A 16740-nucleotide genomic window follows, 5' to 3' on the forward strand; every position below is an offset into this window, starting at 1 on the left:
GGCCGAGCTCTTCACCACCAAGCCAACCGAACCCGAACCCGAGATCACCCCACAACCGGAACCGAAACAACTGCCGTGACTACACCACCCCGCGGGACATGACCTCGTCGATCACGGCGCTCCGGTTTCAGCACCTGCCCCCGGCACACCGGTGTTCACAGTTCGGCCGCGCCGGGAAGGCCCTGGTGGACTGCCTTGCCGGGAGGGCGCGTTCGATCGACATCCCAATTATCGTCTGCTGCGCCGAGGGTGGCACACGCCGTCCAGGGCCCGGGTCCGGGACTTGCGCCGACGTGTTCCGCGTGCTGCCGCCCCCTTTTGACTCTGCTCTTCGTCTGGGGTCGGGCCGCCTGCTGCTCACCGGGGACGGTTACCCGTGCCGTGTGTCCCAGTACAGAATGGCTGGTCAGCATCATCATTCAGCGACGAGGACAAGCATGGCACCGACTGGCGACGTCACGATCGGCAAGTTGTTGATGGCTGAGTACGACAGAGTGAAGGAGGAACAGAAGACTCGGATAGGTTTCCGGGACAACCTGCTCTACGTGACCCTGGCTGCCATGGTGACGGTGCTGTTCGGTGCGGCTCAGGCTCACCACCTCGAACTGCTTCTGGCCCTGCCTGTCGCCACATGTGTCCTGGGATGGACATATCTGGTCAACGACCAGAAGATCAGCGCGATCGGCCGTTACGTCCGCACTGACCTCGGGCCCCGTTTGGGCGATCTGGCCGGCGAGCCCGGGAGCCCCTTCGGATGGGAGGCGGTCCACCGCAGCGACAGCCGCCGGAAGCAGCGCAAGATCATCCAGTGTGCGGTCGATCTGATCACTTTCAGTGCGGCTCCCCTGGCCGCCCTTGTCGCCTTCTGGTTCTACGGCGCCGGCGGGTTTCTCCCTGTGACCGCCTCCCTCCTGGAGTTGGTGCCGGTGGCCGTCCTTGCCGCACAGATCGTTGTGTACGCCGAGAGCGCGTCGTAGAAGCTCTTCTGCTCTTCTTTGGCACGGACACACCGTCCGCGCCTGGCCAAGCTTTACGACGGCCGGACTTGGCCCTGCTGCGAGTGAATGCGGCAACAACAGCGCCCGGGGGTTGCGGGCGCCCTGCCCGGACCTGCGCGGCGGCACAGCCAACGTTTGCAACAAGGGTGTCCAGAATGACTGGACACGCTAGTGTGAGGGAGTGGCCTCGACCGCTGACCAACTCCGCACGCTGCTGGGCGAGACGGCCTTCCGCGCTTTGGAATCGCTCGCCGGGTCCGGCACTGCAGTGAGCGGCCGCGCCCTGGCGCGCGCGCTCCGGGTAGCACCCACAACCGCCATGTCCACGCTCCAGGTGCTCCAGAAGGCCGGCTTCGTGGTGGCGAGCACGGAGGGTCGCGCAAAGTTGTGGCGTGTCGACCCGAGCAACCCGATGATGCACAACTGGTTGCACGAGCCGGCCGGGGCTGCGGGAGGGGAACAAGGCGGACACCGGGTGCGTCCCCGCCTGACGGCGGTGATTTTCACCGCCCTGCAGCTGGAGTACGAGGCAGTTATCTCTCACCTTCCCGATCGGGTGCCCGACCGTGTGGGCACGACGCGTTTCGAGGTGGGGGGGGTTTGCTGGTGACCGTGCGGACTGGAGCGTGCACGTAACGGAGTTGGGCGCGGGCAACAACCGCACGGCCATCGAATCCGCCACCGTGATCGCGGCGCTCCATCCCCACCTGGTGCTCTTCGTGGGCGTCGCCGCCTCTGTCAAGCCCGATGATCTGGTGCTCGGCGACGTCGTCGTCGCCGACCGGGTCTATGACCTGCATAGCGGCAAGGACGTCAGGGACGAGGCACAGGGGTCGGTTCACCTGACGCGGCCGCTGTCCTACCCCGCCGCCAACGGTGTCGTGCAGCTCGCCAGGGACGTGCGACGCAGTGACTGGGTAGCCGAGTTGAGTGCCGGTCAGGCCCTCAACGCTCGCGGAGCCGCACCGTGCGTCGAGATCAAGCCGATCGCCGCAGGCTCGATCGTGCACGCCGACGGCCGGTCGGCCCTGATGGACAAGTTGCGCCGGCACTTCAACGACGTGGCGGCGGTGGACATGGAGTCGCTCGGGCTGTACGAGGCCGCCCACAAGGAGAGCCACCCCGCGCTTGCCGTCCGCGGCATCTCCGACTGCATCGAGGACAAGACCCCTGACGCCGACCGCGAATGGCAGCCGCGCGCAGCGCACCACGCGGCCGCCTTCGCGTTCGCCTTGTTGCGCCGGGCCGAGCCGGAGGACCTGCCGAAGCCAGGCATTTCGTCCGCCCCGGTCAGCAAGTCAACGCCCTCCACTGGTCTGTCGCCTGTCCAGTTGCTGCTGCGCGTGGCTCCCCTGGTGGCGCTCGCCTACGAGTGGGCCGAGCCGCTGGCCGGGGCTCGCGCCACTGCGGTCCTCAAGGACTTGGTGGCGTTGGGCGGTCAGCCCGCCACCTGGCTCAGCCGCTTCAGACACCGCCCGCCCCCGGAGTTCCGCCAGCCCGACAGCGGTGCCTTGTGGGTTCTGGTGGCCGAGTTCGCCGCCGCACATGAGCATCCGGCCGCATCCTGGTTCTTCGAGCAGGCCGCGCAGCGCTGGCAGGGACACCTGCTGTCGGCGTACTTGTATTGCGAGGGTGCTGTGGCAGCCGCACGCGACGGCGACTCGGAACAGAGCACACTGCTGCTGGCTCGCGCTGAGGCTGCCGAGCCCGCCGGCGGCCCGCTGTGGGAGTTCTACCGCGCTGGCCTCGGCACCGACACCACCGCGGTGGCCCCGGCTCTGCTGGCGGTAGCGGGAACGCTCGAACTGCCGTTGCCGAGGCCCGTTCTGGCCGGCCTGGGCGCAACGTCGGCACCTCCTGAGCCGGACGACGCGTTCTCGGCATTCGTCGAGGAGTTCGCCGAGCTCCATCCGGCCTTCTTCGAGTCCACCAGGCTGACCGCCACGCTGACCGCGGCCATGCTCCTGTGTCAGAACCCGCATCAGATCGATGCCGCCCAGGTCCTCCTGGAGGACATCGCGGCCGGGTTCCCGGCATATGGTCGCCATCCCGCGAGCATGTCAGCGGTCGCGGGACTGACCGGGCCGAGAGCCTCCAGGGTGGAGATGGAGCTGGCGAGGACTCTGTCGGCGAAGGCCGCTGGTCCCGTCAGTCGGCTCTCAGGATTCGACCGAGATACCGCACTGACCCGTGCGGAGGACCTCGCGCTCAGCGCGCGCGGTCGCCGACAGGACTGGGGCGGCCCCACCGCCGACGCACTGGTACTTGCCGCGCAGGCACGAGCCCTCAAGGGCGACACACGCGGCGCCCTGGCCATGCTTCTGCCACCACCGGCAGGGACCGCCGAGGCCGGGGAGGCGATGTCCGCCGCCGTGATCGAAGCAGCAGCGGGACTGGCCGCGCACGTCGGGGACACCGGCTTGGCGCTTGAGTTGGCCGAGAAGATCGACGACCCCGTCGATCGACGGCATGCAACCGCGCTCGCGCTCACCACACGGCAGGAGACTCATCCCGAGGCTGCTGCCGAATTCCGTGCCGCGCTCGACGAGATCGCGTCCAGCGGCCGGGAGGACCAAAAGCTTCGGGTCCTGCTCGGTCTGTCGCTTGTTGCGCCCCTCGACGAAGACGAACTGTCTCAGCTTGAAGCGCTCGATCCGGAGAGCGCCGACATGGTCCGCGCCCAGGAACACCTTTCTGTCGGCAACGTCACACAGGCGCAGATCCTCGCCCGCCGCTATCCCGACTCCGATGCGGCGCTGCACATCCGTGTCCAGGCGCTCATGCACCAGGGTAAGGCCGCCGACGCCGTCAAGGCTCTGGAGCGCTGGGCTCGGCGCCACGGTCACGACGAGCGCCACCTGCTCTCAGCGGCGCACCTGGCACTCACCGGCGCATCCCTGGACGACGCGGAGCGTCTGGCGTCCGGCCTCGCCGCCAGTACCAATGCCGCACGCCGGCGAGCCGCCCGGGAGATCCTCCTCGAGGCAGCGTCTCGCCGAGAGGACTGGAACGCCGTCCTGAACCAGGCACAGCGGCTCATCGCGGACCACGAGATCGCCGAAGGCGACCCGAACCGGGACGCCAGCCTGATCAAGTACCGGTGGGCCCAGGTGTACGCCCTGCATCAGCTTCGCCGGATGCACGATGCCTACGACGTTATCCGTGCCGAGCCGCCCCTGGAGGCGACGGACCGCAACCAAGCACGGCTCATCGCCTCGGTGCTGCGTACGATCGCGCCGTCGGTGAGCAAGGAAGGTGAGACGGACAGGGCTAGCGCACCACCGATCACGCAGGCGGAGATCCTGAACGCTGCCGCCCAGGCGGCGCAGGCTTTCCCGGACGACGAGGAACTGGTCGCCACCGCCGTCATGACCGCCTTCTTGATGCCGTCGGGGGAGGACACTGACTACCGCCTGCTGACCCGGGCCCGCCGACTGCACCAGCAGTTCTTCGAGCACTTCCCGCACAGCAAGCTGATCGAACGGGTTCCGGTCGATGATGCCCTCACCGGCCTGCAGGAGTTTCTCCGGGCTCGCGTGGCCCCGGTGTCGGACGCGGTGCAGCAGATGCAGCGGGCGGCCGTTGCCGGGCAGATCCCGATCGGCGCCTGCGCCGGCGCGCTCGGCCGCAGTCACGCGGACATGCTGATCCGCAACACCATCGGCTGCTACGTGATCCGCGACCCGGATGAGGACGTCTGCGCCCAGGAAATCGCCGCGGCCCGGCGCGCACTGGACACGTCGGTGGTCGTGGACACCTCGGCCTTGTTCTTCTCCGCCATCGCGCTGAAGCCCACGACGCAGCTGACGGCTCACTTCGAGCAGCTCCTAGTCGCCGCCCCGCAACGCGACGACGTCCTGCGGGCCCGTTCCGCTCTGAGCATGCGGAGCTCCGGCTGGCTCGGGTGGGATCCGCGAACGGAGCGGCCCACGTTCACCGAGTACTCCGAGGAGGTCACCCGGTCCTGGAGCGATCAGGCTCACGCCCTGGCGGCTGCTGTCGACGCGTGTGACGTTCTGCCCGACGTGCCCAGCGACGACGGTGACGAGGACTTGCGGGCGTGGAGCGCGCCGATCCGTCTCGCGCGCGAACTCGGGGACAGCCTGCTCGCCGATGACGCCGCGTTGCGTGCCTTCGCCCGAAGCCAAGGGATACCCGCGTTCGGCAGTCTCCACCTTCTGGAAGCCCTCGTCCAGGACGAGGCGCTTCCCGCCGACGCCCTCGAGCAGTCCTACCGCCGGCTCATGGCACTGCCCGTAGCGGAATTGCCGGTGCGCGACCGACTGATCACGATCGCCCGCAGCGAGCAGTGGAATCCCGACGCTTACGCGGCCTTCCTCTTCACCCGCACCTCGACATGGCAGCCCCTGGCAGACGGATGGCGCACCTACACCGCGTTGATCAGAGCGCTGCCCGAGAAGGATCCTCAACGAGCCGCGGGTTGGTGCCTCACCGCGCTCCGGGGCCTGTGCCTGGTTGCCACTGCACCGACCGTGCCCGCCGTCGCCGGCACGCTCGTGGCCTGGACCCTGTTCGAACTGGCCGATGGATCCGCTCTTCCCCTGCTCCTCGACGAAGCAGAGCACACCGTCCGGCTCGTCGCTCCGGAGGCGGACCTGCTGCAGGAGGTCGTGCAGCGTCTGGTGACGACGGTGCAACGCATCACCCCGGCCGACCAGGTTGGTCCCATCGTTCTGCGGCTTCTGGCCGGCCTGGACTGCGAGACGCACGTGAAAGCCCTCAAGATCTTCTTCACCATGCCGTGACCACGAGGGCCAGCAGCCGGGCCGGCCGACGCGGGCAAGGCCGCCGGTCGGTAGCGGCGGCCGGGGCGGGTGTCCTCGCGCTGCCGGGCCGGATCCGCCCGGTCAACGCGACGGTGACGGCGCGTAGTTCACCGCGGGCTGCCGCGCAGGACGGCAAGCATCACAGGGTGAGGCTGCACGCGAAGACGCCTCGACGGCGTCACGTCGCCAGACCAGCCCAACCCACACGATCCCGCGTAACCGCGCGGACTTTCGCTGCGACGGCCAACAGAACTGACGGGAGGAGAGAGCGCCCGCACGTACAGCACCCGCCCGCCCCGCAGTCGACGCCTTGGCGCCAGGACGGAATCCAACGGCCTTGCGGAACAAGCCTGCCCGACACCCTGCATCCCGGCAGACTCGTCCCCGCTCACCGCCCCGCCGGCCCAGCCGGTCCGCGACCACCTCGGCGGACCGAGGCACGCCCAGCGTGGGGGCGGTCTGGAGGGCCTTCCGGGACATGCTGCTCCAACGTGCGGGCGTTTCCCGGATCTCGGCCCCTTCAGCCCCTCATCGCGGACTTGCTGTCCCGGGCCGGCGCCTTGTGCCTCGGTGCGGGCCGCACAAGTGACCCCAACTGCGGACGGTGCAGGTGCCGTTATCCCGGCGGCGTGCACGACCAGGACCCGCCACCGGCCAGCGACACCCACGCCCCCACAGTACGGTCCTCACACCTCTGACCAGCACAAACCCCGCACCCGCTATAGCAGTCGGCATGAGAATGAACTGGCCGTTCGTCACCCACGTCAGCAACAGGTGAGCACCATTCGTCAGTGCCAACCACCAGGTCACTGACTCTGTGCCACTGACACTCACATGACGATACCCAGCTGACACTTCCCCGCAGACTGTCAGCTGGCCCTGTCGGCTGGCCGCTGGGGGAGGCGGACGTGGGGCAGATCGAGCAGGGGCTGGAGCAGGCGTTGCGCACCCGGCCCGTTCCCTCGAGCACCGAGGCCCGTCTGCGGTTTCTGCTGGCGACGCACAAGGGTTCCACCCGGAAGGTGGCCGTCGTGCTGGGGGTGTCGCAGCGCACCGTGCAGCGGTGGGTGACGAAGAAGCCCGGAGCGCGACGTCCGCCGGGTTCGCTGCATGTCCGGGCGATCGAGGAAGCGGTCCTGGCGCGGTGGCAGCCCCGTGTACGGGCCCGTCGGCGTGCACAAGCCGAAGCTAACGGGTTCGTCTTCCACACCAGGGCGCGATTCGGGTTCGCCGCGCCAGCAGGGTCGTCGGACGATCCGCGGGTGCGGTGGATCACCCAGGACCTGTCAGGAGAGGTCGCCCGGGAGCTGTTCGCCGCCCGGGACGCCGGCGCAGGCGAGCAGCAGCAGACGGTGATCCTGGCCCGGGCGCTGGGACACGCCTACTTTCGCGATTGGGGCCGCCGGGCCCACGGTCTGCATGTCTCTTTCAGCGACGTCGAGTTCGCTGACTTCTCGATCGGCTGAGCCTGCCCCGTCGCGTAACCGCGTCAGGGTGTTCAGCGTCGCGAGGGCCTGACGCGCCTGGCTGGCATCGCTTCGTACCTCTCGGCTTCCTGCCGCTGAGGTTGTCGAGCCCGTGGAGGGCTGGCTGCAGGGTGAACAGGTAGTTCTCCGGGACTCCGATGGGTGAGGACTTCTTGCTCATGTCCAAGATGCACAAGATGGACAGGCGCGCGCCGTCGGCCGCCGCGTACTGGGTGGGCTGCCCCATGTACTTCGGCGCTGTGGCCTGGGAGACGGGTGTCTTGCGTTCCACTTTTAGTTCTGCGGTGATCCCGTCGTGGCGCACGTCGAGGAAGCCGAGTGCCAGGGGTGATCCGCGTTCGAGCCGGCCGCCGAGTTCGGGTTCCGCCTGCAACTGTGTGTAGAGGTCGTCGTGGAACTTCCGCTCGGTGACGTAGGTGCCGCGCTTGTACTGCTTGCTCCAGGTCATCCTCAGGCCGGCGCGGCAGATCGCGGTGAACAAGCGGCAGAACGCCTGGAGGTGGGCGTCGTCGTAGTCAGCCTCGCGGAGGCGCTCGTACAGGGCGAGGAGGCGCTCGTCGAAGACGGGGAAGTCGGTCAGGAAGTCGGTGGAAGCGTCGAAGGGCCGGCAGCGGATCTCGCGATGGCCGGCGACGTCGAGTTCCTCGAGGATCGGCTGTCCGTCCTTGGTGCCGCGCCAGCGCAGTCGGACCAGGAAAGGCGGGGCGGGCTGCCCCGCGGAAAGGCCGAACCGCAGAATGAGGGTGCCGGTCGCGCTGAAGGTGTCCTGCGCCAGGTCGGCGGGGCGCTGCCAGCTGTAGGTGGGGGTCTCCGCCTCGGCCGGGGTGAACTGGCTGAGCAGGTCGGCTTCGAGGACCTGGGCCCAGTCCGGCCACGGCCCGGGCTGCACGTCGAGCCGCAACTCGTACACCCAGGACTGGCGTAGCACCTGGGGACCGGTGATGAGGTGGTCGTCGATGCTGGCCAGGACGACGGCCACCTCGGCCGGTGGGGCGTCTGCGGGGGCGGGTTGGTGGGATATGCGAACCTGTCGCGGCCCGCGGGTGACGGAGATGGGCAACGGCAGGGCTGCCCAGGCGGCGAGGGTGGCCTGGACGGCGCTGCCGTCGGTGATCGTGGCGGCGTGTGCGAGGGCGGCGAGGAGCGGGCCGGCGAGGGGGTCCTGCTCGTCGAATCGCTCACGCACCTGGTCGGTGAGCAGCGCCGCGCGGCGGCGTACGGCTTGGGCGCGGGCGGTGACGGTGGTGTGGTCGGCGTCGAGTTCGGCGGCGTCGAGTTCCAGCAGTTGGCAGGCCAAGGCGGTGAGCCCCGCGAAGTGGCGGAGGTAGTCGGCCGTGGCGGTGTTGTGCGGGGCGAAGGCCTTCAGGTCGGCGGTTGCCTTCTGTAGGAGTTGAGCGCGGTGGCGTTGGGCTGCGGCCGGGTCTTGGCCCGGTCCGCCTGCGGTCGCTGTCAGTGCGGCCGGGACGGTGCGGCCGAAGAGGAGGTACCGCATGGTGATGCGGGTGCGTGCCTGGGCGGCGAGCTGCAGATCGTCGCCGGGGACGGCGTCGGCTGCCTGGGCGAGGGCGGTGGCCACCTGGTCGACCTGCTCCGGCCCGTCGGCCACGGCGGCGTCGAACGCGGCTGCCGCAGCGAGGAGTTGGATCACCGCCCGGCGCGGGCGGTAGGCGGGGGTGGAAGGGGTTGCTGCCACGACGGCGGTCATGATGACGGCCGCGTCGGCGGTGCGGGCGGCCCGCCAGGCGACTTCGGCGAACTCGGCGGCGCCGAGCGGGCGCTCGGGGCCCAGTTCCATGGCCGCGGCCTTCAGGTCGTCGACGGGAAGGCCGTCCAGGCCGGGGCCGCAGTCCAGCAGCGCGCACAGCTCGTCGTCGTCGCCGTTGTTGAAGCGGTCGTTGATCCTCAGGTCGCGGGCCTGGCGCAGGCGCAGCCCGGCCATCGCGGTGGTGCGCGTGGTCGCGGGCAGCCAGGGGCGTTGGAGGGCTTCCTCGAGGTCGTAGCCGTCGAGGTCGGCGGCGCGGTCGAGGATGAGCTGGTCGACGCCGGTGCGCAGGTCCTCGCTGCCGGTTCGGGCCAGCTTCGAGAGCGCGTCCATCGCCTTCTTCAGCGTCCCCGTGTGCTGGTGGGCGTCGACCCCGTGGCAGATTTCCCAAGCGTAGCGGAGGAGTCGGTAGCGGTCGGCGTCGCTCCACTCGAGGTTGACCGAGGCGCCGAGGAGGGCGTCGATGACCACGATGTGGCGGTCCGTCAGCAGTGCGGGGAGGAGGTCGGCCAGGCTGGACGGGAGCGGGTGGCTGGCCCCGATCTTCGCCCACGCGGACAGGGCGGCCCCGCGCAGCGACGCGTCGGCGTCAACGAGGTAGGAGTGGAGCACGGGGAGGATGGCGTGCAGGACGGCCGGCTCCTGCCCGTGTCGCTGCCCGAGATCTCCCAGGACGGGCAGCAGCCACCACGCCACGGCGCTGCCGCGCTGGCTGGCTCGCTCGTCCGCGATCGTCTCGATCAGGGCGGCGCTCACACCGGCGGCGTCCACGCGGGCGACGCACTCGATCGCGCGGAGCAGGCGCTGCCCGGTCGAACGCAAGGCAATCCGGCGGGACTGCCGCTCCAGGTGGTGCAGCACGGCCGCCGAGGGGCTGGTAGCGGTCTGGAGGGCTGCCCCGGCGGTGCCCGCGGCCCGATCCTCGTCGGAACTTATGAGGAGCAGGACGGCGCCGAGGAGCGCCGGAAGCTGGTCGCGCGCCCACTCGGGGTGCAGGTCGGCGAGGCCCTTGATCAGTTGCGCGGCGCCCGTGCGTACTTCGTCTCCCCAGTCCCCGCCGGCGCGGGTCAACGCCTTGGACAGCAGGGCGTCGTAGATAGCCCGGTGGCGTTGCGGCTCGATGACAGGGTCGCGTGAGGTACGCCACCGGTCACGGGGGTCGATCAGGCGCTCCACCCGCTGGAGGACCCCGAAGAGGCGCTCGCGGTGCTCGGCTCCCGCACCCTGGCCGACGGCCTCCACCTGGTCGGCCACGTCTCCCACTTCGAAGGCGAGCATGGTCGCCAGCGCCTGCTGGGCGGTGCTGATGGGCTGCTGGTCGAATCGGTCCGCGTTGCCCACACCGAGGCTCAGAAGCAGCGGCCTCACCAGCGGCGCCACGAGCGTCGGATGGGTGTGGGCGAGCGCCGTGATCGCGCTGGAGGACGCACAGCGCTTACTGTCCCTGCTTGCGGCATCGGGGGCCGGGGCAGCGGCGCTGCCCGGCGGGAGGATGAATCCGGCCGGTGGGACAGGCTGGGGAAGCATGCTCTCCAGCACCGCCGCCACCCGCTCCGGCGCGACGTCCGCGACCGCGCGCAGGCCGCTCGCGTCCCCTGCACCGCCGGTGCGTGGCGAGGTGAGGTGATCCTGCAGCGGCTCGGCCAGGCGGACCAAGGCCTCGATCACCTTCTCGTCCAGGTCCGTTGTCCCGGCCGACGGCAGGAGGTCGGCAAGGCAGCGGCCGGCGTCCGGGACCGGGGCGCGCCGCAGCGCGGTCATCGCCGCTGCGAGGACGCGTGGGGCGATGTCGGCATCGTGGCGGGCCACGTGCCGCAGCGGGGTCAGCAGGTCGTCGACGCGGTGATCGACCACCAGCGTCACCGCCACGTCGATGACGGGGGCGGTGAAGATGTGCGCGCTGCGCTCCGCGAGCGCGTTCAGCCGTCGCCTGGCCCCGTCCCGTGCCGTGACGTCGAAGTCCGCGGCCGGATCGGCGTCCAGGACACCGATGTCGTCCAGGGCGCTCGCCATGGCCGGATCGGCGCCGACTCGCAGACTCCGCCGGCGCTCGACCCGCTGCTCCCAGCCGGCGTGCGCCTGGCGCGTGCGCTGCTCGGCCGCGGCCCTCGCCTGAGCGGCCTTGGTTTTCTGCTCGTCCATGAGGGTGGCCAGGTTCGGCACGTCACCGGTCGGGGCGCGTTGCTCGCAGCCGACGCAGTGCTGGTCGTAGAACTCCCCCACGACCAGCTCCAGGTTCACACTCGCGCCGCCGTTAGCCACCGGGCAGCCGACCTGGCGCATGTTGATCGGAAGGCCGGTCACGGCCTCCGCGTACCCCTGCCCGCCACATGGGGTGAACGTCATGCGCAAGCAGTGACGCCGAGCCATCTCGATCAGCTGCGCGTTGGCGTTCCCAACCCGCACCGCGTCGTCGAAAGCGCCTTGTGAGTCTCCGGCCACACCAGCAGTGTCGCAGCCACCACTGACAAACTGAGCCCTCCGACCTGCGGGCAGCGCCACGGGGGAGGCGGCCGCCCTCGCAGACGCCAAGATGTCACCGCATGGCCCCCGGGGGAAGGCCCACCGGTCCGCCACCAGGCGCCGAAATGGACTGCGACGACATCGGACGGTGGCTTCAGAGGCAGAAACAACCCGGCACCTGGGCGCAACTGGCGAGCGAGCAGCAGGAACGGCTGTCCCGGCTGGGCATCCAGCCCACCGAAGCGCCGTCTCCCGCCCCGGCGGCCAAGGGCGCGACGAAGGAACCGAAGGGAACTCGTTTGACAGTCCCTCGCCCCGTACACCAACAAGCCCCCCTCCGAGCGTCAGCCACTCACCCCACCAGACCGCCGAACTGCTCGACCGGCTGGTCGCCACACGCGCACTGGCCTACTGGCATCACGACCGGGACATCAACGAGGTGACCTGGAAGCTGACCGGCCAGCAACCGCAGTCGGGTCCGAAGGCGCGAGATGGTGATGGCGCATCTGAATCTTCCTCTGGCCGCAGCTCCGCGAAAGCGCAGGTAAGCGACTCGAAGACACCAATTCGTCCCTTGGTGTCCGTACCGTCGCGATCAATGCGCTCAGGGACGTAGGGCCAGTGGTCGGCTGTCTTATGATGATCGACGGCTCGGTCGGTTCAAGCCTGGAACTCGGTGAGATCGATGGCGTGAACGCGCAGGGGGTAGCCGTACACCGGGTGTGCCGTCTCCCGCTCGGGCACCATGCCGAGCTTGCGGATGACGTTCTCGGAGGCGTTGTCCCCCACCCGGTTGATGCTCATGACGCGGTCCAGGCCGCGGTCCTGGAGCGCGAACTCGAGCGTGGCGTGGGCGGCTTCGGACGCATAGCCCTGGCCCCAGAACTGTGAGCCGATCCGCCAACTGATCGCCACGGCAGGCATCACCTCCGGCAGGAACTCGGGCACGGACAGCCCCGCGAAGCCGATCAGTTCGCCCGAGGCCAGCAGCTCGACGGCAAAGAGCCCGAAGCCCTCCTCGTCCCACTCCTCCTCCCACCGCTCGATGTCCTCGGCCGTGTGGTCCAGGTCGCGCACCAAGCCGTCGTCGATCCAGCGCATAACCCGTGGGTCCGCATGGATGTCCGCCATCGGCGCGAGGTCGTCGTCGTGCCAGCTACGGAGGAGGAGACGAGGTGTGCGGATCTCGGTCATGCGCCCATCCTGCCGAAGGCAAGCGCCTCATCGGTAATCCGGCGCTCCCCCATGCTGCCGCTGCGCAACCACGAGGAAACCGACCCCGAGACGGGATGTCAGTGTCGGCGCATACAGTCGCTGCGAAGTTACCGGGCACGTAGGGTGGTCACATTGGTGTCGGGACGACCGGTCGATCCGGAAGAGGCGCGGCAGTTGATGCTGCGTAACGGCTGCAAGCCGAAGACCGCCTTCACTACCGTGAAGGCAGAGTGGCCCTGTATCTGTGAGAGGTGCGAGGCGGACATCGCCCCGACGTACGACAGCATCGCCTCGGCAGCGAAGAAACACGGCGACGCCCCGCGTGGTTGCCGTGACTGCGCCGACCGCGCGCGGGCGGAGAAGTACCGGCTGGACGAGGCGGAGTTGGCGAAGACGATCGCCCAGGCCAACATCAAGCTGCTCGAGCCTTACACCAACAATAGGACGCGGGTGGAGAGCATCTGCCTCAACGAGGGCTGCCCGCGCCAGGGCAAACCGATCAAGGTTTTGATTAAGGCGGTCCGCCGGGGCGCTATGGCCTGCAAGTACTGTGCCCAGCGGGCGATCGATCCAGATGTGGCCGTCGCCATCATGCGCGATCAGGGCTTGGTCGAGCCCACGGCCGCCTATGAGCGTGTCGATGAGCCGTGGCCGGGCATCTGTCAGCGCTGCCGTCGCGCGGTGGAGCCGAGGCTGCACGACGTCATGCGAGGCCAGGGGACCTGTAAGTACTGCGCCCCGAACACCCCGCTGACCAAGGAGCAGGCGTGGGACAGGGCGATGTCCTATCGGTTCCGCCCGCACGTCCCGGACGCCTTCGAGAGCACCAACACCCCTTGGGAGGGCACCTGCATGGTTCGGGGCCGGTGAGCCCCTGCTTGGGCAATCTCTACCGTGGCCAGGGGGCCTGCAACTCCCGCAGCTGCAAGCTCACCGGATTCAAGGACAGCGAACCAGAGCTCGTCTATCTGGTGCAACGAGTCTCGGACCCGGCCATGGCGAAGATCGGCATCTGCGAAGACTCCGCACGCAACACCCGGCTGAAGGTCCACATGCGCAACGGCTGGGAGGTCGTCTACACCCGGTCCTTTGCTGTGGGGCTACACGCACGGCTGGTGGAGAAAGCCATCAAGCGGCTGTGGTTCACAGAACGCGGCTGGAGCAACGGAGCGGCCCGCGGAGAGGACTGGAGCGACGGCTACACCGAAACCGTGCTGCTCAACGACCCCGCGCGTGGCGAGAAATGGACACAGCTGACACCACTGGCGTTGTGGACAGACGTCATGGTCGAAGCCGAGCGGTTGGGCTTCGACCTGGACGAGCAACGCGCCGAGGCGTCCGAAGGCTGAGCGGCGCCAGTCGAGCCTGCTGCCAGTGCTGGCAGCGCCGCGCCCTCTTCCCCCAAGCCCGCGGCCAAGGCGGCGGCCGGCAGAATTCGTCGATCCACACCCCACCGTGGTCTGCGGCGTCTCACTGTCACCCGGAGGGGCTACAGGTGCTTCGCGGCCGCGTCAACTCGCCAGGTTGGCGTTCAGGGGGAGCGGACTTCGGAGAGGGCGCGCTTCAATCTCGTTGGGAGAGATATCGAGAACTGACGGGAGCAACTCGACGACCATCTGTCCCAGTAGAGTGGCATCGACCGGCTCATCGGCTGCCCGGGTCTGGGCTCGTACGAACGCTCCTCCCGCCATAGTCGAGAACCGCTCCGCGAGGCTCGGCCAGTCCAGATCGTCGCGATCGGAGCGCCGTACGCGGTAAACACCTTCTCGTACAGGTCCGCCCAAGTCTGCAACCGTCGCAGACGTAGGTCGTGCACGTGTCCCCGTACGTCCTCATCTGTGGGCAGGACGGTCTCGACGAAGGTGTGCAGTGAGACTAGTGGGCTGCCCAGAACCGACGTAATTTCCGTCGTCGCGGTAGAGCGCACCCATTCCCCAAGGGGCATCTCGTGAGCCGCCTGCAGCAGCTTCGGGTGCATGGCGCGCAGTCGACGCAGATAGGGATCTGGCCGGAACAGGTAATGGATCAGGTCTCGACAGTATGCCGACTGCTGGCCCCAGGTGTCGTTGAAGCGGTCCACGTTGAGCTGTTTGGTTTCCTCCTCGGTGGCGAAGAACCCCGAGAGGGCCAGCTCCTGCAGGGCACTGGCGTTGACGTTGGCGAAGATTCGACTCTGGTCTGTGTGGCGGCGTTCGGTGCGCTGGATATGGTGCTGGTAGATCAGGTAGAGCCCGAGGTCGCAGAATGTACGTGTCCAAGGCGCTCGGGCCCACTTCATCTGGGTGGGGAATGACCCGTCGCGGCGTACGTATTTTAAGACGAAGGCGAGATCCTCCCCTTCGTCTCCAGAGACGTAGCTGCGCCAGGTCTCCCACTGGGCTGGGGTGTGCGGTCCGAATTTCATGACTCTCCTCCGGTTGCTGGTGGAAGACCAGGGAATGTCAGGTGACCTCCCAGACTCAATGGGAATGGTGAATGCCACCCCTGCCTGACGGTCCCTAACGGCTCGTGGTTTCTGTCGCAGACGTCGGCGGATCCCGCCCCTCAGTCGCTCCTACTCGCGGCACTGGTCAGCGCTCCTTGACTTCGACATGCCTGAATGACCCGTGAGAGACGACTTCCATGCGCTTCCGCCCCGGGGCGCACAAGGAGGTCTGCCCGATGAGTCGTCCGTCGAACGCCAGCATCGCCCGGCGGTCCGCTGCCAAGGCTGGCTGATCGCGGAACTCAACCCATGGCTGTACTCCGACCTGGAGTCCCTGACCCTGGCGCTGTTCAGCGAGATCCGCGAAGCCCTCCCCAAAGACGAACGGTGGTCCGAGGCGCGGCAGAAGATCGGCGGCTTCGGACAGGCCATCAGCCCTCTGGGGAAGATCACTGCTCTTTTCGGCCTGGACTCAGAGGGGTTGCTCCAGGAGGTCAGCAACCGGATCAGCGGCGACACGAGCGCATCCGCCGCCAAACACAAAGCCGAGGAAGCCCTGCGCAAAGCGGGCCGTCCCGTCCTCGTCGTCATGGACGACCTGGATGCCAGGCCAGGGTGGGGACGTCGTGCTCGTCGGTGTCGACACTCCAGCGCAGGCAGGCGGTGACGCGGCGCTTGGTGGCGACGACCCCGGCCCGGGCCGCGATCTTCTCGCGGGTCTTGTAGTGCCGGCCACCCGCCGCACCGGCGAGCTTGTCCATCTCCTCCCGGGCGCGGGCCAGGCGCTTCTCGCGGGCCTGGCGCTGGCCCGCCGCGACGGCGGTGGAGTGGATGAGGATCCGGCGCACCCGGTGCACCGGGTCCCGTTTGCGGGGCCCGGCCAGGGTGTGGACGTCCTCCAGCACCCGGTATGCCTCCCGCTCACCGGCCGGCTTGCCCGTATCTCGCTCGGGCACCCAGTCCACCGCCTGCGCCTGCGCAAGGTCCAAGGCGGCATACACCTGGTCCTTGACCTGTGCGGCCGGGACGGGCGCGATGAAATCCACCCCGGCCGCCAGCAGTGCGGTGACGTTCGCGTAGGACACCAGCTTGGAGTCGGCGACCATCAAGAACGTCCGCTCACCGGCCATGCCTTGCGGGTCCTTCACCGCCTCGACGACCTGGCCGACCTCGGCCACACCGCCGCCGAAGACACGGGCGTGGACGGGGATGCCGCCGTCGGCGGACACCGCGAACCCGGCCTGCACCTGCTTCAGATCCACCCGCCGGTCCTTGGGATGCCCGTAGCCGATGACCGGGTACTGCTCGTCCTGCTCGTCGTCCGGGTAGGCGCCATGGACGGACATGCTGGTCATGTCCCAGTGCAGCCGGGACACGTCGATCCCGAACTCGGCGATCGCCCGTGCCCCCACGGTGCCCGCGATCCGCTCCAGCTCCGGCGCGATCGCATCCAGGGCCCGGGCCAGACGGTCGTCGTTGAGCAGTGCGGAGCTTGGTGAGGATCCGCCAGTTCTTCAGATGGGCGAAGCCGCGTTCGACCGGGGTGCGTCCGGCGGCCAGGACGCGGTTGGCCTCCCTTTCGGCGGGTGCGGGCTTGCGGGCA

At 68.8% G+C, this 16740-nt stretch carries 11 protein-coding genes and 1 pseudogene; 8 read left to right on the forward strand and 4 right to left on the reverse strand.

Going from position 1 to position 16740, the window contains the following annotated elements; translation table 11 throughout:
• The first annotated feature begins 437 nt into the window (after nucleotides 1-437).
• The 4 genes from AB0A61_RS38455 (at nucleotide 438) to AB0A61_RS38470 (ending at nucleotide 7251) form a co-directional block, all read left to right on the forward strand.
• Nucleotides 438-977: a hypothetical protein gene (locus AB0A61_RS38455; protein WP_361303510.1), complete on the forward strand. Its 540-nt coding sequence runs from the start codon at nucleotides 438-440 to the stop codon at nucleotides 975-977.
• Nucleotides 978-1179: 202 nt separating this feature from the next.
• The gene (locus AB0A61_RS38460; protein WP_361303513.1) at nucleotides 1180-1608 is read left to right on the forward strand and encodes a winged helix-turn-helix domain-containing protein; all 429 of its coding nucleotides are present in this window, start codon (nucleotides 1180-1182) and stop codon (nucleotides 1606-1608) included.
• A gap of 16 nt (nucleotides 1609-1624) precedes the next feature.
• Nucleotides 1625-5764, forward strand: a complete 4140-nt coding sequence (locus tag AB0A61_RS38465) for a hypothetical protein (RefSeq protein ID WP_361303581.1) — start codon at nucleotides 1625-1627, stop codon at nucleotides 5762-5764.
• Nucleotides 5765-6693: 929 nt separating this feature from the next.
• Nucleotides 6694-7251, forward strand: a complete 558-nt coding sequence (locus tag AB0A61_RS38470) for a helix-turn-helix domain-containing protein (RefSeq protein WP_361303516.1) — start codon at nucleotides 6694-6696, stop codon at nucleotides 7249-7251.
• Here AB0A61_RS38470 and AB0A61_RS38475 read toward each other — a convergent pair.
• The gene (locus AB0A61_RS38475) at nucleotides 7214-11380 is read right to left on the reverse strand and encodes a hypothetical protein (protein ID WP_361303519.1); all 4167 of its coding nucleotides are present in this window, start codon (nucleotides 11378-11380) and stop codon (nucleotides 7214-7216) included. The two genes, AB0A61_RS38470 and AB0A61_RS38475, sit on opposite strands and share 38 nt — an antisense overlap.
• Nucleotides 11381-11610: 230 nt before the next feature.
• Here AB0A61_RS38475 and AB0A61_RS38480 point away from each other — a divergent pair.
• Nucleotides 11611-11778, forward strand: a pseudogene (locus tag AB0A61_RS38480) (helicase associated domain-containing protein); the annotation flags it as partial.
• A 379-nt stretch (nucleotides 11779-12157) separates the two neighbouring features.
• Here the strand turns inward: AB0A61_RS38480 and AB0A61_RS38485 are convergent.
• Nucleotides 12158-12691: a GNAT family N-acetyltransferase gene (locus tag AB0A61_RS38485; protein WP_361303522.1), complete on the reverse strand. Its 534-nt coding sequence runs from the start codon at nucleotides 12689-12691 to the stop codon at nucleotides 12158-12160.
• A gap of 156 nt (nucleotides 12692-12847) precedes the next feature.
• Between AB0A61_RS38485 and AB0A61_RS38490 the strand changes: the two genes are divergently transcribed.
• Nucleotides 12848-13582 (forward strand): hypothetical protein, encoded by a 735-nt coding sequence (locus tag AB0A61_RS38490; protein WP_361303525.1) that lies wholly within the window; start codon nucleotides 12848-12850, stop codon nucleotides 13580-13582.
• An 8-nt stretch (nucleotides 13583-13590) separates the two neighbouring features.
• Nucleotides 13591-14061: a hypothetical protein gene (locus AB0A61_RS38495; protein ID WP_361303528.1), complete on the forward strand. Its 471-nt coding sequence runs from the start codon at nucleotides 13591-13593 to the stop codon at nucleotides 14059-14061.
• Nucleotides 14062-14243: 182 nt separating this feature from the next.
• Here AB0A61_RS38495 and AB0A61_RS38500 read toward each other — a convergent pair whose 3' ends face one another.
• The gene (locus AB0A61_RS38500) at nucleotides 14244-15116 is read right to left on the reverse strand and encodes a hypothetical protein (RefSeq protein WP_361303530.1); all 873 of its coding nucleotides are present in this window, start codon (nucleotides 15114-15116) and stop codon (nucleotides 14244-14246) included.
• Between the two features lie 202 nt (nucleotides 15117-15318).
• Between AB0A61_RS38500 and AB0A61_RS38505 the strand changes: the two genes are divergently transcribed.
• Nucleotides 15319-15804, forward strand: coding sequence for a P-loop NTPase fold protein (locus AB0A61_RS38505; protein WP_361303533.1), 486 nt, complete (start codon nucleotides 15319-15321; stop codon nucleotides 15802-15804).
• On the opposite strand, the gene AB0A61_RS38510 is transcribed toward AB0A61_RS38505, so the two are convergent.
• Complete coding sequence (locus tag AB0A61_RS38510; RefSeq protein ID WP_361303584.1) at nucleotides 15725-16621, reverse strand: IS1634 family transposase; 897 nt, start codon at nucleotides 16619-16621, stop codon at nucleotides 15725-15727. The two genes, AB0A61_RS38505 and AB0A61_RS38510, sit on opposite strands and share 80 nt — an antisense overlap.
• Nucleotides 16622-16740: the final 119 nt, after the last annotated feature.

It is taken from the genome of Streptomyces sp. NPDC046197 (assembly GCF_040646295.1).
Lineage (GTDB): Bacteria > Actinomycetota > Actinomycetes > Streptomycetales > Streptomycetaceae > Streptomyces.